This is a genomic window from Variovorax sp. R-27, from assembly GCF_049913215.1.
Taxonomy (GTDB): Bacteria; Pseudomonadota; Gammaproteobacteria; order Burkholderiales; family Burkholderiaceae_C; genus Variovorax.
On record NZ_CP183984.1, the window covers coordinates 3,686,866 to 3,710,176 of the forward strand.

Genomic DNA, 23,311 nt, shown 5'->3' on the forward strand with positions numbered 1-23,311 from the left:
TTTGTTGAATGTCTCTGGGGTGGAGACGCTATTGAAATACGGAAAGCGCGCCGGCGCAGTCACGAAAGTGCCCGTCTGCTTGTCTCGGCAGGTTTCAGGCCTCGGCTTTCTTCAGCACATACCCGATCCGCGGAAAGTGCACATGCACCGTGCCCGTCCGCTCGCTGCTGCGCTCCAGCGTGTAGTGCGTGCGCGTAGCCGCGACCAGCGTGCCGGGCGTCTCTTCGAGGCCGAAGCTCTCGGCGCGCACGGTGACGGCGCTACCGAGCGGAATGCCGTGGTCGTCCTGGAAGGTGCTGTCGGTCAGCAGCGTGTGCGGCGTCGCGGCCTTGGCCACTGCAATGGCCTCGTCGCTCGTGAACTTCTCGGGAACGCCGTGGCCGATGGCGGCCATGCGGTCGAGCCAGTCGATCACCGCGGGCGTCAGGTCGAGGATGGTGCGAACCGACTCGATGCGCCGCGTGTACCAGAGCGGGTGGTAGGCCGAGAAGTCGGCAATGCTGGGCACCTCGCCGAGCAGGAAGGGTTTCTCGTCGAGCATGTCCGACAGGCGGCGCAGGTACGACTTGTAGGCGCTGGTGGCGTCGGCCGGGCGCAGGCGGGTCATGTTGCCGGCGCTCATCTTGCCGCGGTCTTCGCCGAAGGCTTTTGCGGCTTCTGGCGGGGCCTTGGCGAACACCTCGGCCGCGCCCCTGGGCTGCAGGTTCCAGGCCATGGCAGCCCAGAAGAGCGTGGTGTCGGCCCACTGGGCGAGGATGCGCGACATGCCCTTTTCAGGCTCGGGGTAGAGCGTGGGTTCGGGCTGCAGGTGTTCGAGCACGTCGGCGATGAGCGCGCTGTCGCAATACATGTCGGCGCCGATCTGCAGGAACGGCGTCTTGCGGTAGCCGCCGGTGAGCACCTCCACGTCGGGCTTGGGCATGATCGGCGGGATGAAGACCGACTTCCACGGCAGCTTCTTGGCACCGAGGATCAGGCGCACCTTCTCCGAGAACGGGGAGGTCAGGTAGTGGTGAAGGATCAGGTCGGCCATGGGTGGGGTCTTTCTTCTGTGGTGGGTTCGGCGCGCTTCAACGGGGTTTCGCGCGCTGGATGATCGAATCGAAATCGGTGCCCGCGGCCAGCGTGCCAAAGGCATTGCCCCAGTCGCCACCCAGGCGCGAGGCGCAGAACGCGCCAGCAATGGCGGTCGGCGCGGTCTGTACGAGCAGTGCAGCCTGCACGGCGAGCGCAACGTCTTGCGCGAGGCGACGGGCCTCGGCTTCGGAGGCCATCGCCTCGATGCGTGCCGGCAGCGCGTCGGCCAGCCGGTCGAGCGCTGCGTGCTGACCACGCGCAGGCGCCAGCTCCTTCGTCAGCGCGGCCACCGCGTCGCCCTTGCGCAGGCCGCGCAGCAGGTCGAGCGCCATGATGTTGCCCGCGCCTTCCCAGATGGAGTTGAGCGGCATCTCGCGGTAGATGCGCGCCATGACGCCCTCGCCACCCTCTTCCACGTAGCCGTTGCCGCCGAGGCATTCCATGGCCTCCTGCGCGAAGGCGCTGCCGCGCTTGCAGATCCAGAACTTGGCGACCGGCGTGAGCAGGCGGGCCATCAGGCGCTCGTGCTCGTCGGCCTGGTTGTCGAAGGCGCGTGCCAGGCGAATGGCAAGCGCGGTGGCGGCTTCGCTTTCTAGCGCGAGATCGACCAGCACGTTCTTCATCAAGGGCTGTTCGATCAGCGGCTTGCCGAAGGCCTTGCGCTGCATCGCATGGTTGAGCGCGATGCCCAGCGACTGGCGCATCAGCCCGCTGGTGCCCAGTGCGCAGTCGAGCCGCGTCATCGTGCCCATCTCGAGGATCTGCGGGATGCCGCGGCCCTCCTCGCCCACGAGCCACGCGCTCGCGCCCTGGAACTCGACCTCGGAGCTTGCGTTGGCCTTGTTGCCGAGCTTGTCTTTCAGCCGCTGGATCTGGATGGCGTTGCGCGAACCGTCGGGCAGCACACGCGGCAGGAAGAAGCACGAAAGCCCCGCGGGCGCCTGCGCCAGCACCAGGAAGGCATCGCACATCGGCGCCGAGAAGAACCACTTGTGGCCGGTGATGGCATAGCGCTCGCCCCAGGCATCGCTGCCGTCGCGCACGGCTTGCGTGGTGTTGGCCCGCACGTCGGAGCCGCCCTGCTTCTCGGTCATGCCCATGCCCATGGTCACGCCGGGCTTGTCGCTGAAAAACTTCAGGGCCGGGTCGTACCAGAGGCTGCCGAGCTTCGGGCCCCAGTCGGCGTATACGGCCGCATTGCCACGCAGCGCGGGCGTGACCGCGTAGGTCATGGAGATGGGGCAAAGAATCGATGGCTCCAGCTCGGTGAAGAGCATGAAGCCCGCTGCGCGCAGCACATGCGGCGAGGCCGAAGTGCCCGTCCAGGGCGTGCCGTGCAGCCCGGCACCCACGGCGGCGGTCATCAGCGCGTGGTAGCTCGGATGGAACTCCACCTCGTCGATGCGCCGCCCGAAGCGGTCGTGCGTATGCAGCTCGGGCGTGTGGATGTTGGCGAGCCGCGCATGCGCCTGCATGCCGGCCGTGCCGAGGGTGGCGCCAAGCTCATGCAGCTGCGTCGTCTGCAACGCGGGCGCGTTGAACTTCAGCGCATCGCGCAAGGGCCGGTTGGTGTCGAAGAGGTTGTAGTCCACCAGCGGCGTGGGCTGGTTGAACACCTCGTGCGTGGGTTCCATGACCGGCCTCCTTGCCGTGCGTTCAGTTCATCCAGTGCATCAGATCAGCTTGACGAGTTGCTTGCCGAAGTTCCTGCCCTTGAGCAGGCCCAGGAAGGCTTCAGGCGCCGCTTCGATGCCTTGCGCAATCGACTCGCGCGGTTTCAGCTTGCCGGTGGCCACCAGCGTGCCCAGCTCGGTCAGCGCCTCGGGCCACACTTCCATGTGCTCGCTGACGATGAAGCCTTCGATCTTCATGCGGTTGATGAGGATCAGCGCCGGGTTGGCCAGCGGCAGCGGCTGGCCGTCATAGCCCGCGATCATTCCGCACAGCGCCACGCGGGCGAAGGCGTTGGCGCGCAGCAGCACCGCGTCGAAGATGTAGCCGCCGACGTTCTCGAAGTAGCCGTCGATGCCGTTCGGGCAGGCTTCCTTGAGCGCCGCGCTCATCGACTTGACGTCGGCGTGCACGCGATAGTCGATGCAGGCGTCGAAGCCCAGCTCGTCGGTCACGTACTTGCACTTGTCGGGGCCACCGGCAATGCCGACCACACGGCAGCCGCGCGCCTTGGCCAGCGCACCGAAGGCGCTGCCCACGGCGCCGCTGGCGGCGGTGATGACCACCGTTTCACCGGCCTTGGGCGCAATGATCTTCACCAGCCCGTACCAGGCCGTGACGCCGGGCATGCCGACCGCGCCGAGGTAGTGCGACAGCGGCACGTGCGTGGTGTCGACCTTCTTCAGCGCTCCGGGCTGCGAGGCATCGACCACGCTGTATTCCTGCCAGCCGCCGAAGCCGACCACCTTGTCGCCCACGGCGTACTTGGGGTGCTTGCTCTCGACCACTTCGCCGACCGTGCCGCCCTGCATCGTCTGGCCCAGCGGCTGGGGCTGCGCGTAGCTCTTGGCGTCGTTCATGCGGCCGCGCATGTACGGGTCGAGGCTCATGTAGTGGTGGCGCACGAGCACCTGGTTGTCCTTGAGCGCGGGGGTCTCGGCGGACACGAGCTTGAAGTTGCCGGCCACGGCCTCGCCGTCGGGGCGGTTGTCGAGGTGGATCTGCTTGTTGATCGGCATGAATGTCTCCGGGAAAGTGTCAGTCAGTCAGTCGGTCGACGGCGGGCGCATCTCGTTGGCGCTGGCGGGGCCGGTCGGCAGCCGGCGCTTCACGTACTTGAAGGTGCCGGTGGCGTGGGCGCACACGCGTTCCTGTTCGTCGTAGATTTTGGCCTCAGTGAAAGCCAGCGTCGCCGTCCTGTGAATGAGCATGCCGCGTGCGTGCAGCGGACCAACCGAAGGCTGCATGAAGCTGGTCTTCATCTCGATGGTGACCACACCCGTCTCGGGCGCCACGCTGCGCGCGGCTGCTGCCATGGTGATGTCGAGCAGCGTCATGCAGGCGCCGCCGTGCGTCACGTCGAAGGTGTTCAGGTGCTCGGGCTTCGCCGTGTAGATGATCTCCGACTCGCCGCCCTCGAACTTCGTCAGCTCGAAGCCCAGGTGGCGCGCGAACGGGATCTGGCTCGTGTACGAGCGGATGTTGATGTCGCTGGAATCTGAAGAAGACATGTCAGGCCGCACCCAGCACCACGCTCACGCCGCCGTCTACAGCCAGCCACTGGCCGGTGATGTGCTTGCCGGCATCGCTCGCGAACAGCAGCGTCAGGCCCTTCAGGTCTTCCTCGTCGCCCAGGCGGCCGAGCGGGGCCTGCGCGGCCATCTTTTCCTCGCCCAGCGACTTGATGAGACCGGCGGCCATCTTCGTCATGAAGAAGCCGGGACAGATCGCGTTCACATTGATGCCGTAGCGGCCCCATTCGGCGGCCAGCGTGCGGGTGAAGCCGATGACCGCGGTCTTGGAGGTGTTGTAGGCCAGCGTCTGCATTTCGGGCGGGTTGCCGTTCAGCCCGGCGATCGAGGCGATGTTGATGATGCGGCCGGTCTTCTTCGGAATCATGTAGCCGTTGGCGATCTGCTGCGACAAGATGAAATAGCCGCGCACGTTGAGGTTCATCACCTTGTCCCAGGCCTCGACCGGGTGGCTCTCGGCCGGCGAACCCCAGCTGGCGCCCGCGTTGTTGATGAGGATGTCGACTGCGCCCATGCGCTGCAGCGTTTCGTCGGCCAGGCGGCGGGTGTCTTCTTCCTTCGAACAGTCGGCGGCGATCCAGCGCGCGTCGATGCCGGCGGCTTGCAGCTCGGCGGCGGCCTGCTCCAGGTCGTCGGCCTTGCGCGAGCTCAGCATGATCTTCGCGCCGGCTTCGCCCAGCGCGTGGGCCATCTGCAGGCCCAGGCCGCGCGAGCCGCCGGTGATGAGTGCGGTCTTGCCGGTGAGGTCGAACAGCTGCTTGATGTTGCGGGGCGTCATGAGGTGTCTCCGGTTTTGAATGTCAGGCTCAGATCTCGTAGTCCATGCACTGGCGGGCTTCACGCACGGCGCCGATGAAAGGCTTCAGGGCCACGTGCTGCGGATGGTCCGAATAGGCTGCGAGCGCGGCGGAGTCGGTGAATTCCGAGTACAGAACGAGGTCGTAGGTGGCTTCCAGCCCGGGCTGGGCAATGGCCACCTCGAAGCGCAGCGTGCCGGGCGACAGCTTGGCGCAGGCGTCGAGCAATGCCTTGGCCTTCAGCAGGTTGGTCGCCTTGTCGGTGCCCTCGGCGTGTTCCTTGAACTTCCACATCACGATGTGCTTGAGCATGGCGGGCCTCTTTACTTGGTAGGGGTGTTGGGCAGCCGCGAGCGCACGTAGATCAGCACGAAGCCGACCAGCGCCACGACACCGCCAGGCACTGCGAGGGACCAGCCCAGCGCGGCGTCGGTGCGGCCGGTGGCAATGCCCAGGATCACGACGAACAGGCCGCCGTAGATCAGGATCCAGATCCACTTCTCGAGCCGCGCGTGCGGCTTGGGAGGTTTGACGGCGGGAGTGTTGTTGGGGTTGGCGTTCGGCGAATCGGTAGTGGCCATCAGAAGGCGTCCTCGGGCAAAGCTGTACAGGTCGGGTCGCGGGTTTCGACCACGTTGAGCCATGCACCGATTTTCGGCAGCTCGTAGTGGAAGAAGTAGTCCGTGGCGCCGATCTTGCCAGCTGTTACCGCCCTCGCCTTTTCACCGTCGGTCTGCAGGGCCCTTTGGGCCACGTCGAGCCAGATCCAGGCCAGCACCGTGTGGCCGAAGGCCTGCATGTACGGCACGGCGTTGGCCAGCGCGTCGGCCGGGTCGCCGGTGGACCATGCGGCCTCGGTGGCGCTGCCGATGCGCTGCAGCGCGGCGCCCAGCGCCTTGGCATGAGCGGCCAATGCCGGCACCTTGGCGGCGCGCCCGATGGTGTCGGTCATGCGCCCGGCCAGCAGTTGCAGGCCACGGCCCTTTTCCATCAGCACCTTGCGCCCCAGCAGGTCGGCCGCCTGGATGCCGTGGGTGCCCTCGTGGATCATGTTCAGGCGGTTGTCGCGCCAGTACTGCTCCACCGGAAAGTCGCGCGTGTAGCCGTAGCCGCCATGCACCTGGATGGCCAGCGAATTGGCTTCCAGGCACCACTCGCTGGGCCAGCTCTTGGCGATGGGCGTGAGCACTTCGAGCAGCAGGCGCGCGTCGTCGGCGGCCTGCGCGTCGCCGGTCTTCTGCTCGTCGACCAGCCGGGCGCAGTAAAGCTCCAGCGCCAGCGCGCCTTCGCAATACGCCTTCTGGGCCAGCAGCATCCGGCGCACGTCGGCGTGTTCGATGATGCGCACCTGCGGCGCGGCCGAGTCCTTGGCGACTGCGGCCCCTGCTGCATCCGGCTTTTTCACCAGCCGGCCCTGCGGGCGGCTCTTGGCGTATTCGAGCGAGGCGTGGTAGCCCGCCATGCCGAGCATGGTGGCAGCCGTGCCGACGCCGATGCGCGCCTCGTTCATCATGTGGAACATGCAGTGCAGGCCCTTGCCAGGCGCGCCGACCAGGTAGCCCACGGCACCGGCCTTGCCGTCGACCGGGTACTTGCCCTCGCCGAAGTTCAGCAGCGTGTTGGTGGTGCCGCGCCAGCCCAACTTATGGTTCAGGCCCGCGAGCGCCACGTCGTTGCGCTGGCCCGTCAGCTCGCCCTTGGTATCGACCATGCGCTTGGGCACGATGAAGAGCGAAATGCCGCGCGTGCCCGGCACCAGCTTGCCGTTCTCGTCGGGGATCTTGGCCAGCACGATGTGCACGATGTTCTCGGTCAGCTCGTGGTCGCCCGACGAGATCCACATCTTGTTGCCCGTGAGGCGATAGCGCGGGCCCAGCGGGTCGTCCTGAAAGTCAACGCCGTCGGGCACTGCGCGCGTGGCCACATCGCTCAGCGACGAGCCGGCCTGCGGCTCCGACAGGCACATGGTGCCGGCCCAGCGGCCCGAGAACTCGTTCTTGGCGAACACCTCTTTCTGCATCTCGGTGCCGTGCACCATCAGCAGGTTGGCGTTGCCGCTCGTGAGCATGTTGGAGCCGATGCTCACGGAGGCCATCGCGAAGAAGCTGTTGGCCGCGGCAGAGAGCGTGTACGGCAGCTGCATACCGCCGATGTCGTAGTCCTGTGCCGCGCTCATCATTCCCGACTCGACGAAAGCCTTGTGCGCGTCGTGCGTGGCCTGCGGCAGGATGACTTTTTCGCCATCGAAATGCGGCTCCTGCGTGTCGACCGTGCGGTTGAACGGCGCGTACTTTTCGCGCGCGATGCGCTCGCAGGTATCGAGCACCGCGTCGAAGGTCTCGCGCGAGTGGTCGGCAAAGCGTTCGCGCTGGTTGAGCGACTCGGCGTCGAGCCAGTCGTAGAGCAGGAAGTCGAGGGTGGAACGCAGGCTCATGAGGGTGTCTCTTCTTGCTACTTTTTCGGAGAGTCAGGCAGTTTCGCGATGGTGCCCTGCGCCAGCGCGCAGAGCTTCTCTGCACCGTCGTTCACCACGAACACTTCGCAGGTGCAGACGGCCTGCGAGCTGCCGCAATGGGCGGTGGTGGCGCGTGCGATCAATCGGTCGCCAAGAGCCGGCCGCACATAGTTGATCTTGAATTCGGAAGTCACCACCGGCACACGCAACGCGCTGCCACCGGCAAAGGTGAGCGCGTTGTCGGCCATGTAGCTCACGATGCCGCCGTGGGCAAAGCCGTTCTGCTGCTTCAGCTGCGCCGTGAGCGGCAGCTGAAGCTCGGCAAGGCCCGGCGCCAGCGCGTGCAACTCCGCGCCGATCAGCACGCTGAACGGCTGCGATGCAAGCATGCGGCGCCCGTAGGCCAGAACGGCTTCGGGCGAGACCTCGTGGTCGTGGCCCAAGCCGGACATGATTACAAGACCTCGAACACGCCCGCGGCGCCCATGCCGCCGCCGATGCACATCGTGACCACGACCTTCTTGGCGCCGCGGCGCTTGCCTTCGATGAGCGCGTGGCCCGTGAGGCGCTGGCCGCTCACGCCGTAGGGGTGGCCCACAGCAATGGCGCCGCCGTCCACGTTCAGGCGGTCGGCCGGAATGCCGAGCTTGTCGCGGCAGTAGATCACCTGCACGGCGAAAGCTTCGTTCAGCTCCCACAGGTCGATGTCGTTGACCGTGAGACCCAGGCGCTTGAGCACCTTCGGAATGGCGAACACGGGGCCGATGCCCATTTCGTCGGGCTCGCAGCCGGCCACGGCAAAACCGAGGAAGCGGCCCAGGGGCTTCAGGCCCTTCTGCTCGGCGTACTTCTCGTCGACCACCACGCAGGCGCCGCCGCCGTCGGAGAACTGGCTGGCATTGCCGGCCGAGATCAGGCCGCCGGGAATGGCCGAGCGGATGCCGCTGATGCCTTCCTTGGTGGTGCCGGCGCGAATGCCTTCATCGTTCTCGATGGTGACTTCCTTGGTGCGCAGGCCCAGCACAGGGTCGGCCACGCCGGCCAGCACGGTGATGGGGGCGATCTCATCCTTGAAGCGGCCGGCTTCCAGCGCGGCGGTGGCCTTCTGCTGGCTGGCGGCGCCGTATTCGTCCATGGCGTCGCGGCCGATGTTGTAGCGCTTGGCGACCTGCTCGGCCGTCTGCAGCATGTTCCAGTAGATCTCGGGCTTGTGCTTCACGAGCCACGGGTCGGCCAGCATGTGCTTGTTGGCTTCGTTCTGCACGCACGAGATGCTCTCGACGCCGCCGGCCACGTACACCTCGCCCTCGCCCGCGATGATGCGCTGGGCGGCGGTGGCGATGGTCTGCAGGCCCGACGAGCAGAAACGGTTGATGGTCATGCCCGAAGTGGTGATCGGCAGGCCGGCGCGCAGCGCGATCTGGCGCGCGATGTTGGAGCCGGTCGCGCCTTCGGGCGTGGCGCAGCCCATGATGACGTCGTCCACCGAAGCAGGGTCGATGCCGGCGCGCTGCACCGCGTGCTGCACGGCGTGGCCGCCGAGCGTGGCGCCGTGCGTCATGTTGAAGGCACCCTTCCAGCTCTTCGCGAGCGGCGTGCGGGCGGTGGAAACAATGACGGCGCTGGTCATGGTGAGGTCCTTTGAAGCAGATGGAAGGGAAAAGAGGTTGTCGTCATTGCGCCGGAGCAGCGTTGGTGTTGCTCAGGAGCTGGTGATAGAAGCCGATCATCTCGCCGTAGTTCGAGATGGCCAGGCGTTCGTTGTTGCCGTGAAAGCGCGCCAGGTCTTCGCCCTTCACGCGGAACGGCGAGAAGCGGAAGACGGCATCGCTCACGAGGCTGAAGTGGCGCGAGTCGGTAGCGGCGGTCATGAGGCCGGGGGCCACCACCGCATCGGGGAAGGTCTGACGCACGGCCTGCTGGATCGCGCGGTAGCCGGTGCTGTCGGTCGCCGACACGGGCGACGGCTCGGCGTTGCCGGGGTACTGCTTGATCTTGATGTCGTCGTTGGCCAGCGTCTTGCGCAAGTGGGCCTCGACGCTGGCGAGCGTGTCACCCGGCAGAATGCGGAAGTTGACAGCGGCCTCGGCGCGGCCGGGCAGCACGTTGTCCTTGTTGCCGGCGCGAACGATGGTCAGCGCGGTGGTCGTGCGCAGCATGGCATTGCTGCTCGGGCTCTTCTCGAGCTGGCCGCGCACCAGCGGCTCGGTGAGCCACAGGTTGGACAGCATCACGCGATTGACGCCACTCATCTCGGGCGCGAGCGCGCCGAACATCTGGCCGGCCACGCCCTTGATGCCACCGGGCATCGGGTTGGCTTCGAGCCGTGCCAGCGCCGCGCTCATACTGCCGATGGCGCTGTGCTGCGGCGGCATCGACGAGTGGCCGGGGGAGGTGTCGAGCGAGAGGAAGAAGGTGCCATAGCCCTTTTCAGCCAGGCCGATGAGCGCAGCGGGCTTGCTCAGGCCCGGCAGCACGCCGTCGAGCACCAGCAGGCCTTCGTCGAGCACCCAGTCGAGGCGCACATTGCGCGACTTGAGCAGTTCGGCAATAGGCAGCGCACCGCGCAGGCCGCTCACCTCTTCGTCGTCGCCCATCACGAGATAGACGGTCTGCCTGGGCTTGAAGCCGGCGCCGATGAGCAGCTCGATGGCTTCCATCTGCGCGAAAAGATTGCTCTTGTTGTCGAGCGTGCCACGGCCCCAGATGAAGCCGTCCTTGATCTCGCCCGCGAAGGGGTCGACCGTCCACGCCTTCTCGGTGCCCGGGGCAATGGGCACCATGTCCTGGTGCGCCATCAATGCGATGGGCTTAGCAGAGGGATCGGTGCCGGTCCATGTGTAGAGCAGCGCCTTGTTGCCGACCACTTCCTTCTTGAGAGTGGCATGCACCTTCGGGAACTGCTGCGCGAGGAATGCGTGCAGCTTGTCGAACTCGGCCGCGTTGGCAGCCGGATCGTCCATGCCCGACACCGTGCGGAACGTGATCGCTGTAGAGAGCCGCTTGGCTGCTGCCTGCAGGTCGATGTCCAGCTTCGGCGCGGGCGCCACCGCCAGTTGCTGCGACGGTGTGGTCCAGGTCTTGACCGCCACGGCGGCCACCAGCAAGACGATTGCCAGCAGCAGCCCGAGGAAGATGCGTTTCAACATTGGCGGTCGGCCCCTTTGCCTTAGTGGATCAGCTGAACTGCTTGCCTTCGGCCACGAGCTTCTGGATCAGCGGTGCGGGCTGCCAGAACGCGCCGTCATCACGCGGGTTCTTGGCAAAGCGCTTCATCGTCTCGGCCACGTTGTACAGGCCGACCTGCGACGCGTAGTGCATCGGGCCGCCGCGCCAGATCGGGAAGCCGTAGCCGGTGAGGTACACCATGTCGATGTCGCCGGACTTCGAGGCAATGCCGTCTTCCAGGATGTGCGCACCTTCATTGACCAGTGCGTACACCAGGCGCTGCACGATCTCTTCATCGGAGATCTTGCGCGGCGTGATGCCAAGCTCTTTGCGGTGGTCTTCGATCATCTTGTTGACGAGTTCCGACGGAATGGCATCGCGCTTGCCGGCCTGGTAGTCGTACCACCCTGCCCCGGTCTTCTGGCCGAAGCGGCCCAGTTCGCAGAGCTTGTCGGCCGTGCGGCTGTACTTCATGTCGGCGCGCTCGGTGGCGCGGCGCTTGCGAATGGCCCAGCCGATGTCGTTGCCGGCCAGGTCGCCCATGCGGAACGGGCCCATGGCAAAGCCGAACTTCTCGACGGCCTTGTCGACCTGCTGCGGCGTGGCGCCTTCGTCCAGCAGGAAGCCTGCCTGGCGCGAGTACTGCTCGATCATGCGGTTGCCGATGAAGCCGTCGCACACGCCCGAGACCACCGAAGTCTTCTTGATCTTCTTGCCGATGTCCATGACCGTGGCGAGCACGTCCTTGGCGGTGGCCTTGCCGCGCACCACTTCGAGCAGCTTCATCACGTTGGCGGGGCTGAAGAAGTGCATGCCGACCACGTCCTGCGGACGGTCGGTGAACGAGGCGATCTTGTCGACGTCGAGCGTCGAGGTATTCGAGGCCAGGATCGCGCCCTTCTTGGCGACGCGGTCGAGTTCCTTGAAGACCTTTTCCTTGACGCCGATTTCTTCGAACACGGCTTCGATGATGAGGTCGGCGTCCTTCAGGTCGTCGTAGCTCAGCGTGGTGCTCAGGAGCGCCATGCGCTGCTCGTACTTGTCCTGCTTGAGCTTGCCCTTCTTGACCTGGGCTTCGTAGTTCTTCTTGATGGTGGCAACGCCGCGGTCGAGCGCTTCCTGCTTCATCTCGAGGATCTTGACGGGGATGCCCGCGTTCAGGAAATTCATCGAGATACCGCCGCCCATGGTGCCGGCGCCGATCACGCCAACGGCCTTGATCTCGCGCTTGGGCGTGTCTTCGGGCACGTCGGGAATCTTGCTCGCGGCGCGCTCGGCCATGAACAGGTGGCGCAGGGCCAGCGATTCGGGCGTGAACATCAGCGCCGTGAACAGGCGGCGTTCTTCGGCCATGCCTTCGTCGAACTTCAGTTTCGTCGCGGCCTGCACGGCGTCGACACACTTCAGCGGCGCCGGGTAGTTCTTCGACATGCCGCCGACCATGTTCTTCGCGAACTGGAAGTAGGCGTCGCCCTGTGGGTGCTTGCACGGCAGGTTGCGCACCAGCGGCAGCGCTTCGCCGGTCTTGCCGGCCACGCTCTTGGCGAAGGTCACGGCTTCTTCGAACACCGATTCGGCCGAGGCGGCGAGCTTGTCGAACAGCTTCTGGCCGGGCAGGCTCGCGAGCAGTTCGCTCTTCACGGGCTCGCCGCTGACGATCATGTTCAGTGCGGTTTCCACGCCGAGCACGCGCGGCAGGCGCTGCGTACCGCCGGCGCCGGGCAGCAGGCCCAGCTTGACTTCAGGCAGTGCCACGCTGGTGCCGGGGGCAGCCACGCGGTAGTGGCAGCCCAGGGCCAGTTCGAGGCCGCCGCCCATGCACACCGAGTGGATGGATGCGACGATGGGCTTGGGAGAGGCTTCGAGCGCGAGGATCACGCTCAGCAGGTTGGGCTCTTGCAGCGCCTTGGGCGTGCCGAACTCCTTGATGTCCGCGCCGCCCGAGAAAGCCTTGCCGGCGCCGGTGATGACGATGGCCTTGACGGCGTCGTCGGCATTGGCCTTCGACAGGCCATCGGTGATGCCGATGCGTGTCGAGAAACCGAGACCGTTGACCGGAGGGTTGGTCAGTGTGATCACGGCGATATCGCCGAGCACTTTGTATTCAGCCGTCATGCTGCGTTCCTTGGTGTGTGAAGAAAAAGAAGAAAAAGCACGAGTGTTCTTTTTCGGGGGATTCTAGGCGTTTCGCGTGGCCCAACAATGGCACGCAGTCGCTGGAGAGACAAGGGGATCCGGGGCGTGGCCCGAATCCCCTGGGGGTATCAAACCTCCAACCACTCTTTGCGAGTGGTGGCGTCGGCGCGCAGGCTGTCCGGCGTGCCGTCGAACACGATGCTGCCGTGGCCCATGACGAGCGCGCGATCGGAGATCTGCATGGCAATGGTGAGCTTCTGCTCGATCAGCAGCACCGAGATGCCCTTGTCCTTCAGCGTGCGCAGGTACTGCCCCACCAGCTCGACGATCTTGGGCGCGAGGCCTTCGGTCGGCTCGTCGATGATGATGAGGTCGGGGTCACCCATCAGCGTACGGCACAGCGTAAGCATCTGCTGCTCGCCGCCCGAGAGCACGCCTGCTTCGGTGTGCTGGCGCTCCTTCAGGCGCGGGAACATGCCGTACATGTCGTCGAACGACCAGCGGCTGCCCTTGCCCGAGCCCTTCTGCCCCAGCAGCAGATTCTGGTGCACCGTGAGCTTGGGGAAGATGTCGCGGTTCTCTGGCACGTAGCCGATGCCGAAATGGGCGATCTCGTAGGCTTTGCGACGCAGGATGTCCTGCCCCTTCCAGTGCAGGCCGCCCTCGGCGTGCACCAGGCCCATGATGGCTTTGGCGGTAGTCGAGCGGCCTGAGCCGTTGCGGCCCAGCAGCGCGACGATTTCGCCGGGGTTCACGTCGAACGAAACGCCGTGCAGCACATGGCTCTTGCCGTAGTAGGCGTGGATGTCTTTGAGCTTCAGCATGTCAGTGTCCCGCCCCTTGTGCATCCGCGACCGACGAGCCGAGGTAGGCCTCCTGCACGCGCGCATTCGCGCGAACGGCAGCAGGCGTGTCGAAGGCAATGACTTCGCCGTACACCACCACCGCGATCTTGTCGGCCAGCCCGAAGACCACGCCCATGTCGTGCTCCACCGTCAGCAGTGTCTTGCCGACCGTGACGTGCTTGATGAGCGAGATGAAGTGCGAGGTTTCGGTCTTGCTCATGCCCGCCGTGGGCTCGTCCAGCAGGATGACGCTGGCGCCGCCCGCAATGGTCACGCCGATTTCCAGCGCGCGCTGCTCGGCGTAGGTGAGGTTCACCGCGTGCACGTCGCGCTTCTTCTCCAGGCCGATCTGCTTGATGAGCTCTTCGGTGCGCTCGTTGGCGTCGTCGAGGTTCGAGAGAAAGCGCAGGAAGGTGTATTTGTAGCCCAGGCTCCACAGCACGCCGCAGCGCAGGTTCTCGAAGACGGTGAGCTTCGGGAAGATGTTGGTGATCTGGAAGCTGCGCGACAGGCCCATGCGGTTGATCTCGTACGGCTTCATGCCGTCGATGCGCTGGCCGTTGAGCAGCACTTCGCCGCTGGTGGGCGTGAGCCGCCCGCTGATCAGGTTGAACAGCGTGGACTTGCCCGCGCCGTTCGGCCCGATGATGGCGATGCGCTCGCCGGCCGTCACGGCCAGATCGACGCCGCGGATGATGTCGGTCTTGCCGAAGCTCTTGCGCAGGTTCTTGAGTTCAAGTGAATAGGTCATGCCGTCTCCCGCCGCTTGATCTCGGCCTCGATTTCTTCCTGTGCATGGCCCCAGACCTTCGCGAAGCGACGGCGCACCACCTCGAACACGCCCAGGCCCACCGCCAGCAGCGCCACCGCGATGATCCAGCTGGTGGCCGATGAGGTATCGAGCTGCAGGCCCGCGAGCGGCACCACGGGCCCGAGCGCCGCATTCAGCTGCATGTGATAGATCATCTCGACGATGGCGGCAGCGCCCGCGAGCATGATGGCCGCACCGATGAAGAGGCCTACGTAGAGTGCGTAGAAGCGCTTGATCTTGCCGAACAGCGCCACGCGCACGTTCATCATGATCAGGCTGGCCACGCCGCCGGGCGCGAACATCACCATCAACAGGAACACCAGGCCCACGTACAGCAGCCAGGCCTTGCTGAGCTCGGACAGCAGCACCAGCGCGAACACCAGCAACGCCGCGCCGATGATCGGCCCGAAGAAGAAGGTCGCGCCGCCCAGGAAGGTGAACAGCAGGTAGCTGCCCGAGCGCAGCCCGTTCAGGCTGTCGGCCGCATTCACGATCTCGAAGTTGATGGCAGCCAGCCCGCCGCCGATGCCCGCGAAGAAGCCCGCGATGATGAAGGCGTAGTAGCGCACGCGCTGCGTGTTGTAGCCGATGAACTCCACGCGCTCCGGGTTGTCGCGCACCGCGTTCAGCATGCGCCCGAGGGGCGTGCCGGTGAAGGCGAACATCAGTCCGGTGCAGATGAAGCAGTACACGGCGATCAGGTAATACACCTGGTTCTGCGGCCCGAAGTTGATGCCGAAGACCGAGGCGCCGTACACGCGGTTGGTGGTGATGCCGCCCTCGCCGCCGAAGAAGCTCGGGAACATCAGCGCCATGGCGGCGACAAGCTCGCCGAGGCCGAGCGTGATCATCGCGAAGGTGGTGCCCGACTTCTTGGTCGACACGTAGCCGAACACCACGGCGAAGAACATGCCGCCCAGGCCGCCCACGAGCGGGATGAGCACCAGCGGAATCGGCAGCTTGCCGGCGCTGGCCAGGTTCATCGCGTGGATGGCGATGAACGAGCCCAGGCCCACGTACACCGCATGCCCGAAGCTGAGCATGCCACCCTGCCCCAGCAGCATGTTGTAGCTCAGGCAGATGATGATGAGGTAGCCGATCTGCGACAGCATGGTGAGAGCCAGGCTGCTGGTGAAGATCATCGGCGCCACGATCAGCAGCAGCGCGAAGAAAGACCAGATCAGGATGCGGCCGATGTTCAGCGGCTTGAAGCGGTAGTACTGCGTCGGCGCCTTGGTGGCCGAAGCGGCTGGCGTGGTTGTGGTGGTTGCAGTGTTCATGGCGTCAGTCCTCCCGCGTCCCGAGAAGACCCTTGGGCCTGAAGATGAGGATCAGCACCAGGAACAGATACGGCAGGATCGGTGCCACCTGCGAAATGGTGAGCTTGAGCAGCTCGTAGCCGAAGGTCTGGTCGCTCACCGCCACGCCGAGCGCCTGCAGGCCGGTGGCGAGCGACTGGTCCATGGCCACGGCGAAGGTCTGCACCACGCCGATGATCAGCGAGGCCAGGAAGGCGCCTGCCAGCGAGCCCATGCCGCCGACCACCACCACCACGAAGATGATGGAGCCGACCGAACCCGCCATGGCCGGCTCGGTGACGTAGGTGTTGCCGCCGACCACGCCCGCGAGGCCCGCCAGCGCGGCGCCGCCGCCGAACACCAGCATGAACACGCGCGGCACGTTGTGGCCCAGCGCCTCGACCATGTCGGGGTGCTTCAGCGCCGCCTGGATGACCAGGCCGATGCGCGTGCGTGTGAGCAGCAGCCACACCGACACCAGCATCAGCACCGCCACCAGCATGATGAACGAGCGCGACTTGGGAAACTGCGTGCCGTAGAGCGAGAAGAGCGGGCCCTGCAGCGCCGACGGCAGGCCGTACGGCACCGTGGAGCGGCCCCACACCAGTTGCACGAGTTCGAGGATCAGGTACGAAAGACCGAAGGTCACCAGCAGCTCGGGCACATGGCCGAACTTGTGGACCCGGCGCAGGCAGTAGCGCTCGAAGGCCGCGCCCAGCGCGAACACCAAGAGCGGCGCGATGAAGAGCGCCGGCCAGAAACCGACGATGCCCGACAGCGTGTAGGCGAAATAGGCGCCCAGCATGTAGAAGCTGGCGTGCGCGAAATTGAGCACGCCCATCATGCTGAAGATCAGCGTGAGGCCAGAGCTCAGCATGAACAACAGCAAGCCGTAGCTCACGCCGTTGAGCAGCGAGATGACGAAGAATTCGACGTTCATCGGTCTTTCGTGTCAGGTAAAAAAGAAAAAGGCCCGAGTGTTGAAGTCGGGCCTCGACCTGTCAGGTGGCGATCAGACAGCGATCAGGAGGCGCCGCCGGGCCGCTTCATCTGACAGGAGGTGGGCGTGCTGGCCACGTAGGCGTCGTAGTACTTCACCGGGGCCAGCGTGTAGCCGGTGTTCTCCGGGCTGTACGGGTACTTGGCGCTGGCCTTCTCCCACTTGGCGATGTACAGGCCCTGCTGTGCCTGGTGGTCGGTCTTGCGCAGTTCGATCTCGCCGTTGAAGCTCTTGAACTTCATGCCTTCCATGGCGGCGGCCACCTTGACGGGGTCGGTCGACTTGGTCTTCACGAAGGCTTCGGTCAGCGCCTGGAACACGGTGTAGACGTCGGTGGTGTAGAGGTCGTCGTTGAACTTCTTCTTGAACTCTTCGGCGTACTTCTGCATGTCGCCGCCCATGTTGTAGTGGGCATAGCCGACCTGGTACACCTTGCCGTCGGACGCTGCGCCCATGGCGGTCGGCGTGCCGCTGGTCACGGCGTAGTAGGTGTAGAACTTGACGTTCAGGCCCGAGTCGTTGGCCGACTTGATCAGCAGCGCGAGGTCGGAGCCCCAGTTGCCGGTGATGACGGTGTCGGCGCCCGAGGCCTTGATCTTGGCGATGTACGGCGCGAAGTCGCGCACCTGGGCCAGCGGATGCAGGTCGTCGCCGACGATCTGCACGTCGGGGCGCTTGTTCTTGAGGTTTTCCTTGGCGAACTTGGAGACCTGCTGGCCGTGCGCGTAGTTCTGGTTGAGCAGGTAGACCTTCTTGATTTCCGGCTGGTCCTTCATGTAGGTGGTCAGCGCTTCCATCTTCATCGACGTGTCGGCGTCGAAGCGGTACTGCCAGTAGCTGCACTTGCTGTTGGTCAGGTCGGGGTCGACGGCGGCGTAGTTCAGGTACAGCGCTTCCTTGCCGGGATTGCGCGCGTTGTTCTTCTCGAGCGCGTCGATGATGGCCAGCGCAGGGCCGGAGCCGTTGCCCTGCACGATGTAGCGCGCGCCCTGGTCGAGCGCCGAGCGCAGTGCGCTGGTGGTCTCTTGCGGGCTGAGCTTGTTGTCGATGCCGATGATCTCGAACTTCACGCCTGCCGCATTCTTCTTGTTGAACTCTTCGGCAAAGAACTGGAAGGTCTTGAGCTGGTTCGTCCCGACCGCGGCCATGAGGCCCGACAACGGGTCGAGCCATGCGATCTTGACGGTTTCACCCTTCTGGGCAAGGGCGCCGGTGGCGGTTGCCGCGATGACGGCCGCGGTAGCGATTTTCAGAGCGAACTTCAATCTATATCTCCTGGTCAAACCGATTCAAAACGCCGCACGAGAGTACAAGCGTTTGCAGCCCCTCCCCTCAGGGAATGCCCGTAAGAGGGGTGCTGCAAAGGCCCGTTTCTATCGCGCATGCGACACCGCGTTTCTCCAATTTGCTACCCGTTGGTAGACAGCTGCTACCAATGGGTAGGAAACGCGTTCACAAAGACGCCTAGGGGCGCTTCATCTGGCACGACGTGGGCGTGCTCGCCACGTACGATTCGTAGTACTTCACGGGAACGTTCGTGTAGCCGGTGTTCTCCGCGTCGTAGGGGTACTTGGCGCTGGCCTTTTCCCAGCGCGAGATGTACAGGCCCTGCTGCAGCTGGTGGTCGGCCTTGCGCATCTCGACCTCGCCGTTGAAGCTCTTGATCTTCATGCCCTCCAGCGCCGCGGCCACCTTGACCGGGTCGGTCGACTTGGTCTTGGCGAAGGCGGCATCGAGCAGTGCGAACACGTGATAGATCGACGACTGCGTGAGGTCGTCGTTCATGCGCTTCTTGTAGCCGGCGAGCAGCTGCTGGATTTCCCCGCCCATGTTGTAGTGGGCGTAGGCGACGGTGTAGACCTTGCCGTCGGAAGTGGCGCCCATGGCCGTGGGCGTGCCCGCACCCGGCGCGTAGTAGGTCAGGAACTTGACGTTCAGGCCCGAGTCGTTGGCCGCCTTGATGAGCAGCGACAGGTCGGAGCCCCAGTTGCCGGTGATGACGGTGTCGGCGCCCGAAGCCTTGATCTTGGCGATGTACGGAGAGAAGTCGCGCACCTGCGCGAGCGGATGCAGGTCGTCGCCCACGATCTGGATGTCGGGGCGCTTCACCTTCAGGTCTTCCTTGGCGAACTTGGATACCTGCACCCCGTGGGCGTAGTTCTGGCCGAGGATGTAGACCTTCTTGATGTCGGGCTGGTCCTTCATCCAGGTGGTCAGCGCCTCCATCTTCATGGAGGTGTCGGCGTCCAGCCGGAAGTGCCAGTAGCTGCACTTGCTGTTGGTCAGGTCGGGGTCGACCGCCGCGTAGTTCATGTAGAGCAGCTCCTTGCCCGGATTGCGCGCGTTGTTCTTCTCGACGGCGTCGATGATGGCTAGCGCGGGGCCGGAGCCGTTGCCCTGCATGATGTAGCGCGCGCCCTGGTCTTGCGCGGAACGCAGCGCGGCGGTGGTCTCTTGCGGGCTGAGCTTGTTGTCGAGCGCGATGATCTCGAACTTCACGCCCGACTGGTTCTTCTTGTTGAACTCTTCAGCAAGGAATTGCGTGGTCTTGAGCTGGTTGGTGCCAACCGCGGCCATGAGGCCCGACAGCGGGTCGAGCCAGGCGATCTTGACGGTCTCGCCCTTCTGAGCGAAGGCAGCGGCAGCGCTCACCAACATTGCACAGGCAGCTACTGACTTGATAGCAAATTGCATGAAGAGTCTCCAGTGTGAAAGGCGGAATGCCAGCGTACAAGCGCCCTTTTCTTCGCCGCACAGGGAATGCCCGGAAGGAAGGCCGCCGGGGCGGCTTTCCTATCGCGTAGGCGACAGTGCGGGTGGGCTTGGCTCGTGTCCTTGTCTTCAGAGGGTCGGCAGCTTGTAGTCCTTCAGCAGCTCGCGCAGCTTGGTCTTGAGGATCTTTCCGGTGGCGCCGATCGGAATGGCCTCGACGAACACCACGTCGTCCGGGATCTGCCACTTGGCAGTCTTGCCCTCGTAGAACTTCAACAGCTCTTCGCGCGTGACTTCGGCGCCGGGCTTCTTCACGACCGCGATGATCGGCCGCTCGTCCCACTTCGGATGGAACACGCCGATGCACGCGGCCATGGCGATGGCCGGGTGCGCGACGGCGATGTTCTCGATCTCGATGGAGCTGATCCACTCGCCGCCTGACTTGATCACGTCCTTGCTGCGGTCGGTGATCTGCAGATAGCCCTCGGCGTCGATGGTGGCCACGTCGCCGGTGGGGAACCAGCCGCGGTTCTGCTCGTCGGGAATCAGCGGATTGCCGCCCTCGCCCTTGAAGTATTCCTTGACGATCCACGGGCCCTTGACCAGCAGGTCGCCATAGGCTTTGCCGTCCCACGGCAGTTCCTTGCCGTCGCCGTCGACGATCTTCATGTCGACGCCGAAGATGGCGCGGCCCTGCTTCATGCGGATCTGCAGCTGCGCATCGGCCGGCAGCGACAAGTGCTTGTTCTTCAGCGTGCACAGCGTGCCCAGCGGGCTCATCTCGGTCATGCCCCAGGCGTGCAGCACCTCGACGTTGTAGTTCTCCTGGAACGCCTTGATCATGGCCGGCGGGCAGGCCGAACCGCCGATGACAGTGCGATTGAGCTTGCTGAACTTCAGCCCGTTCGCCTGCATGTGGCCGAGCATCATCTGCCACACGGTGGGCACGCCCGCCGCGAAGGTCACGCCCTCGCCTTCGATCAGCTCGAACACCGACTTGCCGTCCAGCGCCGGGCCGGGGAACACGAGCTTGCAGCCCACCAGCGCCGCCGAGTACGGAATGCCCCAGGCGTTGACGTGGAACATCGGCACCACCGGCAGCACCGAGTCGCGTGCCGACAGGCGCATGACGTCGGGCAAGGCCGCGGCGTAGGCATGCAGCATGGTCGAGCGGTGGCTGTAGAGCGCGGCCTTCGGGTTGCCCGTGGTGCCGCTCGTGTAGCACATGCTCGAGGCGGAGTTCTCGTCGAAGCTGGGCCACTCGTAGTCGGTGGACTGCGCGCCCATCCAGCTTTCGTAGCTCACGAGGTTGGGCACGCCGCTGTCGGCGGGGAGCTTGTCCGCATCACACAGTGCAACCCATTTCCGGATCGTGGGACAGCGCGCATGCACGGCCTGCACCAGCGGCAGGAACGTGAGGTCGAAGCACAGGATCTGGTCTTCGGCATGGTTGGCGATCCACGCGATCTGGTCGGGGTGCAGGCGCGGGTTGATGGTGTGCAGCACGCGGCCGCTGCCGCTCGCACCGTAGTACAGCTCCAGGTGGCGATAGCCGTTCCAGGCCAGGGTGGCGATGCGGTCGCTGAACAGCAACTGCTCGCCGTCCAGCGCATTGGCCACCTGCCTGGCGCGCGATGCGATGTCGCTCCATGTGCAGCGGTGGATGTCGCCTTCGACACGGCGCGAGACGATCTCGCCGTCGCCGTTGTGGCGCTCGACGAACTCGATCAGCGACGAGATCAAAAGCGGTTGGTCTTGCATCAAACCCAGCATCTACGAACTCCTATGTGAAATGACTTCATGAAAACCTGCGGACAACGGATTCACGCAAGCTTCGGCCACTTCCACAATGACACAAACCCGCACTGCACGATTGAACGAAGCGGCTCATTGCATCGGCGTGATCTTGGCCGCCAGCGGCGTGGCGTCGAGCAGCAATTGCGCGGGCCACGGCGCCCAGGTCGCACCAAGTTCGGGCGTGTTCGGATCTCCCTTGCGCATGAAGGCGCCGATGCTGGCCATGACGGCGTTCGACAGCGCCAGCCGCCCCTTCTCGTTGGCCTTGCCGCCCATGACGTTCGACAGCACCGAGGGGCCGAAATTGCCGAACACGAACGGCAGGTCGAAGGCATGCGAGGCGCCGTACACGTCATTCCACGGCGCCGCTTCCTGCGACCAGTCGAGACGGTAGTGCCAGATGTTCGACTGGCGCGTCTTCATCGTGTCGAGCAGGTTGCTGCGGTTGGCCTCGAACAGCCCCTTCGTGACGAGCGCGGTGGCTGCGTTGTAGCCGGTGCCGGGCTTGTCTACCGGAAGGTAGAACGGGTCGATGATGTCGTTCACGGTGAGCGTGGGTGCGGCATCGGGGTCGAAGTTGAACATCAGCGAGAAGCGCTGGGCGTCGTTGACGATCCAGCCCGAGGTCGGAAAGCCGATCGTCCCCAGCAGCGACGCGAAGAGCTTGCCCTCGTCGCGCGTGTTGCCGGCGAGCATGGGCACCTTCACGTACTGGTCGGCCGCGATGGCGCCGATCGGGTCGGTCGGGATCACGGTGCCATCTGGAATGGGCCCGACCGAGCCCAGCCCCGCGGCGACCACGGTGCCCAGCATCTTGCCGCCGTCCTGCGCGCGCAGGTACTCGGCGATCTGGGCCGGCGTGCGGGTGGCGATGTAGGCCTTGGCAGCGGTCGCGTCGGCGGCGGTGCCGTCTGCAACGAGCAGCTTCTCCAGGATGGCCGCGCCCTGCGCGAGCGAAGCAGAGGCCGGCGACAGCGAAGGCAGCGTACCGGGCGGCAGGTTGCTCGCGAGCGAAATGCCGCCGCTCATCTCGAAGGCCTTGTGGAACAGGCCCTTGGCCATCGGCGAGGTCATGACCGACAGCAGGTTGGTGGCGCCCGCCGACTCGCCCGACAGCGTGACGTTGCCCGGATCGCCGCCGAAGTTGGCAACGTTGTTCTGGATGAACCGTAGCGCCGCCATGTTGTCGAGCAGCGCGAAGTTGCCGGAGTCGTCGCCCGCGGTGCCGCCCGGCTTCAGCTGCGGCATGTTGAGAAAGCCCAGGATGCCGAGGCGGTAGCTGGCGGTGATGACCACCGCGTTGGCGGTCTTCGCCAGCTTGGCGCCGTCGTACAGCGGGTCGGCTGTGTAGCCCGAGATATTGCTGCCGCCATGCACGAACAGCAGCACGGGCAGGTTCTTCTCGTCCGTCGCCGGGCGCCAGATGTTGACGAACAGGCAGTCTTCGCTGCCGACCGGCTTGCCGAGGTTGGTGCCGATGGTGGCGTCGTATGTGTTGTTGAGGCCCGGGCTGAAGATGCGGCCGATCTGCAGGCAGGCATTGCCGAACTTGGTTGTCTGACGAATATCGCTCCAGGCTTCGAGTGCGACCGGTGCGCGCCAACGCAGCGCGCCCACGGGCGGCTGGGCGAACGGGACGCCCTTCCAGTAGTAGGTGCCCGAGCTGGCGCCGTCGTCCACGCCTTCGATCTTGCCGGCCGTGGTCTGGCGCACCATCGGGCCGTCGGCTGGAGGCGGAGCCGGGGGCGCTGGCGCCGGTGGGGGCGCACTCGGCAGGAAGGTGAAGCCGGACGAACCGGATGAACCGCCTCCGCAGGCCGAGAGGGCCGCAAGGGCCGCCGCTGCCGCCATGGTGGCGATGGCCTTGCCCACCGCCGTTTTTCTTGCTGCACCCTGGTTTTGTGCCGTTGTCTCTGTCTTCATGTTTTTGTCTCCACACCGGGTTAATCGGAATTCCTGGCCTGGTGCGCGGCACCCATACTCCGGGCCGCCGAGCACGCAAAAAATTCTAG

Annotated in this window: 20 protein-coding genes; all 20 read right to left on the minus strand. The window is 65.2% G+C overall.

All coding sequences use genetic code 11. The features are described 5' to 3' along the window. Window positions 1–94 precede the first annotated feature (94 nt). The 20 genes from ACN9MV_RS17250 to ACN9MV_RS17345 all read right to left on the minus strand — a co-directional run bounded on the left by ACN9MV_RS17250 (window position 95) and on the right by ACN9MV_RS17345 (window position 23,150). Window positions 95–1,033: a glutathione S-transferase family protein gene (locus tag ACN9MV_RS17250; protein WP_093074041.1), complete on the minus strand. Its 939-nt coding sequence runs from the start codon at window positions 1,031–1,033 to the stop codon at window positions 95–97. Window positions 1,034–1,070: 37 nt separating this feature from the next. Beyond that, a complete protein-coding gene (locus tag ACN9MV_RS17255) occupies window positions 1,071–2,711 on the minus strand; it encodes an isovaleryl-CoA dehydrogenase (RefSeq protein ID WP_426388770.1) in 1,641 nt (546 codons plus the stop codon). 39 nt (window positions 2,712–2,750) lie between these two features. After that, window positions 2,751–3,767 (minus strand): NADP-dependent oxidoreductase, encoded by a 1,017-nt coding sequence (locus tag ACN9MV_RS17260; RefSeq protein ID WP_093056883.1) that lies wholly within the window; start codon window positions 3,765–3,767, stop codon window positions 2,751–2,753. Between the two features lie 27 nt (window positions 3,768–3,794). Then, window positions 3,795–4,259, minus strand: coding sequence for a PaaI family thioesterase (locus ACN9MV_RS17265; protein WP_426388772.1), 465 nt, complete (start codon window positions 4,257–4,259; stop codon window positions 3,795–3,797). 1 nt (window position 4,260) lies between these two features. Further along, window positions 4,261–5,058: an SDR family oxidoreductase gene (locus ACN9MV_RS17270; protein WP_093056885.1), complete on the minus strand. Its 798-nt coding sequence runs from the start codon at window positions 5,056–5,058 to the stop codon at window positions 4,261–4,263. Window positions 5,059–5,086: 28 nt separating this feature from the next. Beyond that, complete coding sequence (locus ACN9MV_RS17275) at window positions 5,087–5,389, minus strand: Dabb family protein (protein ID WP_093074035.1); 303 nt, start codon at window positions 5,387–5,389, stop codon at window positions 5,087–5,089. A gap of 11 nt (window positions 5,390–5,400) precedes the next feature. Beyond that, window positions 5,401–5,658 carry a hypothetical protein gene (locus ACN9MV_RS17280; protein ID WP_093056887.1) on the minus strand — a complete coding sequence of 86 codons (258 nt, stop codon included), beginning with the start codon at window positions 5,656–5,658 and terminating at the stop codon, window positions 5,401–5,403. Further along, window positions 5,658–7,511 carry an acyl-CoA dehydrogenase gene (locus tag ACN9MV_RS17285; protein WP_426388773.1) on the minus strand — a complete coding sequence of 618 codons (1,854 nt, stop codon included), beginning with the start codon at window positions 7,509–7,511 and terminating at the stop codon, window positions 5,658–5,660. The genes ACN9MV_RS17280 and ACN9MV_RS17285 overlap by 1 nt, the downstream gene beginning before the upstream one ends. Before the next feature lie 17 nt (window positions 7,512–7,528). After that, the gene (locus ACN9MV_RS17290; protein WP_093074029.1) at window positions 7,529–7,984 is read right to left on the minus strand and encodes a PaaI family thioesterase; all 456 of its coding nucleotides are present in this window, start codon (window positions 7,982–7,984) and stop codon (window positions 7,529–7,531) included. Between the two features lie 2 nt (window positions 7,985–7,986). Continuing rightward, window positions 7,987–9,162 carry an acetyl-CoA C-acyltransferase gene (locus tag ACN9MV_RS17295; RefSeq protein ID WP_093056890.1) on the minus strand — a complete coding sequence of 392 codons (1,176 nt, stop codon included), beginning with the start codon at window positions 9,160–9,162 and terminating at the stop codon, window positions 7,987–7,989. 43 nt (window positions 9,163–9,205) lie between these two features. After that, window positions 9,206–10,681 (minus strand): M20 family peptidase, encoded by a 1,476-nt coding sequence (locus ACN9MV_RS17300; RefSeq protein WP_093173371.1) that lies wholly within the window; start codon window positions 10,679–10,681, stop codon window positions 9,206–9,208. Window positions 10,682–10,709: 28 nt separating this feature from the next. After that, on the minus strand, window positions 10,710–12,815 hold the full coding sequence (locus ACN9MV_RS17305) for a 3-hydroxyacyl-CoA dehydrogenase NAD-binding domain-containing protein (protein ID WP_097199183.1): 2,106 nt from the start codon (window positions 12,813–12,815) through the stop codon (window positions 10,710–10,712). 149 nt (window positions 12,816–12,964) lie between these two features. Further along, window positions 12,965–13,660 carry an ABC transporter ATP-binding protein gene (locus ACN9MV_RS17310; RefSeq protein WP_093056893.1) on the minus strand — a complete coding sequence of 232 codons (696 nt, stop codon included), beginning with the start codon at window positions 13,658–13,660 and terminating at the stop codon, window positions 12,965–12,967. 1 nt (window position 13,661) lies between these two features. Continuing rightward, window positions 13,662–14,432, minus strand: a complete 771-nt coding sequence (locus ACN9MV_RS17315) for an ABC transporter ATP-binding protein (protein WP_093173370.1) — start codon at window positions 14,430–14,432, stop codon at window positions 13,662–13,664. Beyond that, window positions 14,429–15,772, minus strand: a complete 1,344-nt coding sequence (locus ACN9MV_RS17320) for a branched-chain amino acid ABC transporter permease (protein WP_093173368.1) — start codon at window positions 15,770–15,772, stop codon at window positions 14,429–14,431. The genes ACN9MV_RS17315 and ACN9MV_RS17320 overlap by 4 nt, the downstream gene beginning before the upstream one ends. A gap of 4 nt (window positions 15,773–15,776) precedes the next feature. Further along, a complete protein-coding gene (locus tag ACN9MV_RS17325; RefSeq protein WP_426388775.1) occupies window positions 15,777–16,730 on the minus strand; it encodes a branched-chain amino acid ABC transporter permease in 954 nt (317 codons plus the stop codon). Window positions 16,731–16,813: 83 nt separating this feature from the next. Beyond that, window positions 16,814–18,055: a branched-chain amino acid ABC transporter substrate-binding protein gene (locus ACN9MV_RS17330; protein ID WP_093056897.1), complete on the minus strand. Its 1,242-nt coding sequence runs from the start codon at window positions 18,053–18,055 to the stop codon at window positions 16,814–16,816. A gap of 199 nt (window positions 18,056–18,254) precedes the next feature. Further along, on the minus strand, window positions 18,255–19,484 hold the full coding sequence (locus ACN9MV_RS17335) for a branched-chain amino acid ABC transporter substrate-binding protein (protein WP_093056898.1): 1,230 nt from the start codon (window positions 19,482–19,484) through the stop codon (window positions 18,255–18,257). 147 nt (window positions 19,485–19,631) lie between these two features. Further along, complete coding sequence (locus ACN9MV_RS17340) at window positions 19,632–21,275, minus strand: 3-(methylthio)propionyl-CoA ligase (protein ID WP_426388777.1); 1,644 nt, start codon at window positions 21,273–21,275, stop codon at window positions 19,632–19,634. A 114-nt stretch (window positions 21,276–21,389) separates the two neighbouring features. Further along, entirely contained in the window at window positions 21,390–23,150 is a 1,761-nt protein-coding gene (locus ACN9MV_RS17345; RefSeq protein ID WP_426393178.1) for a carboxylesterase/lipase family protein, read from the minus strand. Window positions 23,151–23,311: the final 161 nt, after the last annotated feature.

Excerpts from the sequence above, each read along its gene's own strand:
- ACN9MV_RS17260 (WP_093056883.1), bottom strand. The coding sequence starts at position 3,767 with ATGCCGATCAACAAGCAGATCCACCTCGACAACCGCCCCGACGGCGAG.
- ACN9MV_RS17305 (WP_097199183.1), bottom strand. The coding sequence starts at position 12,815 with ATGACGGCTGAATACAAAGTGCTCGGCGATATCGCCGTGATCACACTG.
- ACN9MV_RS17315 (WP_093173370.1), bottom strand. The coding sequence starts at position 14,432 with ATGACCTATTCACTTGAACTCAAGAACCTGCGCAAGAGCTTCGGCAAG.
- ACN9MV_RS17300 (WP_093173371.1), bottom strand. The coding sequence starts at position 10,681 with ATGTTGAAACGCATCTTCCTCGGGCTGCTGCTGGCAATCGTCTTGCTG.
- ACN9MV_RS17325 (WP_426388775.1), bottom strand. The coding sequence starts at position 16,730 with ATGAACGTCGAATTCTTCGTCATCTCGCTGCTCAACGGCGTGAGCTAC.
- ACN9MV_RS17345 (WP_426393178.1), bottom strand. The coding sequence starts at position 23,150 with ATGGCGGCAGCGGCGGCCCTTGCGGCCCTCTCGGCCTGCGGAGGCGGT.
- ACN9MV_RS17320 (WP_093173368.1), bottom strand. The coding sequence starts at position 15,772 with ATGAACACTGCAACCACCACAACCACGCCAGCCGCTTCGGCCACCAAG.
- ACN9MV_RS17335 (WP_093056898.1), bottom strand. The coding sequence starts at position 19,484 with ATGCAATTTGCTATCAAGTCAGTAGCTGCCTGTGCAATGTTGGTGAGC.
- ACN9MV_RS17280 (WP_093056887.1), bottom strand. The coding sequence starts at position 5,658 with ATGGCCACTACCGATTCGCCGAACGCCAACCCCAACAACACTCCCGCC.
- ACN9MV_RS17250 (WP_093074041.1), bottom strand. The coding sequence starts at position 1,033 with ATGGCCGACCTGATCCTTCACCACTACCTGACCTCCCCGTTCTCGGAG.
- ACN9MV_RS17285 (WP_426388773.1), bottom strand. The coding sequence starts at position 7,511 with ATGAGCCTGCGTTCCACCCTCGACTTCCTGCTCTACGACTGGCTCGAC.
- ACN9MV_RS17255 (WP_426388770.1), bottom strand. The coding sequence starts at position 2,711 with ATGGAACCCACGCACGAGGTGTTCAACCAGCCCACGCCGCTGGTGGAC.
- ACN9MV_RS17270 (WP_093056885.1), bottom strand. The coding sequence starts at position 5,058 with ATGACGCCCCGCAACATCAAGCAGCTGTTCGACCTCACCGGCAAGACC.
- ACN9MV_RS17295 (WP_093056890.1), bottom strand. The coding sequence starts at position 9,162 with ATGACCAGCGCCGTCATTGTTTCCACCGCCCGCACGCCGCTCGCGAAG.
- ACN9MV_RS17265 (WP_426388772.1), bottom strand. The coding sequence starts at position 4,259 with ATGTCTTCTTCAGATTCCAGCGACATCAACATCCGCTCGTACACGAGC.
- ACN9MV_RS17310 (WP_093056893.1), bottom strand. The coding sequence starts at position 13,660 with ATGCTGAAGCTCAAAGACATCCACGCCTACTACGGCAAGAGCCATGTG.
- ACN9MV_RS17290 (WP_093074029.1), bottom strand. The coding sequence starts at position 7,984 with ATGTCCGGCTTGGGCCACGACCACGAGGTCTCGCCCGAAGCCGTTCTG.
- ACN9MV_RS17340 (WP_426388777.1), bottom strand. The coding sequence starts at position 21,275 with ATGCTGGGTTTGATGCAAGACCAACCGCTTTTGATCTCGTCGCTGATC.
- ACN9MV_RS17275 (WP_093074035.1), bottom strand. The coding sequence starts at position 5,389 with ATGCTCAAGCACATCGTGATGTGGAAGTTCAAGGAACACGCCGAGGGC.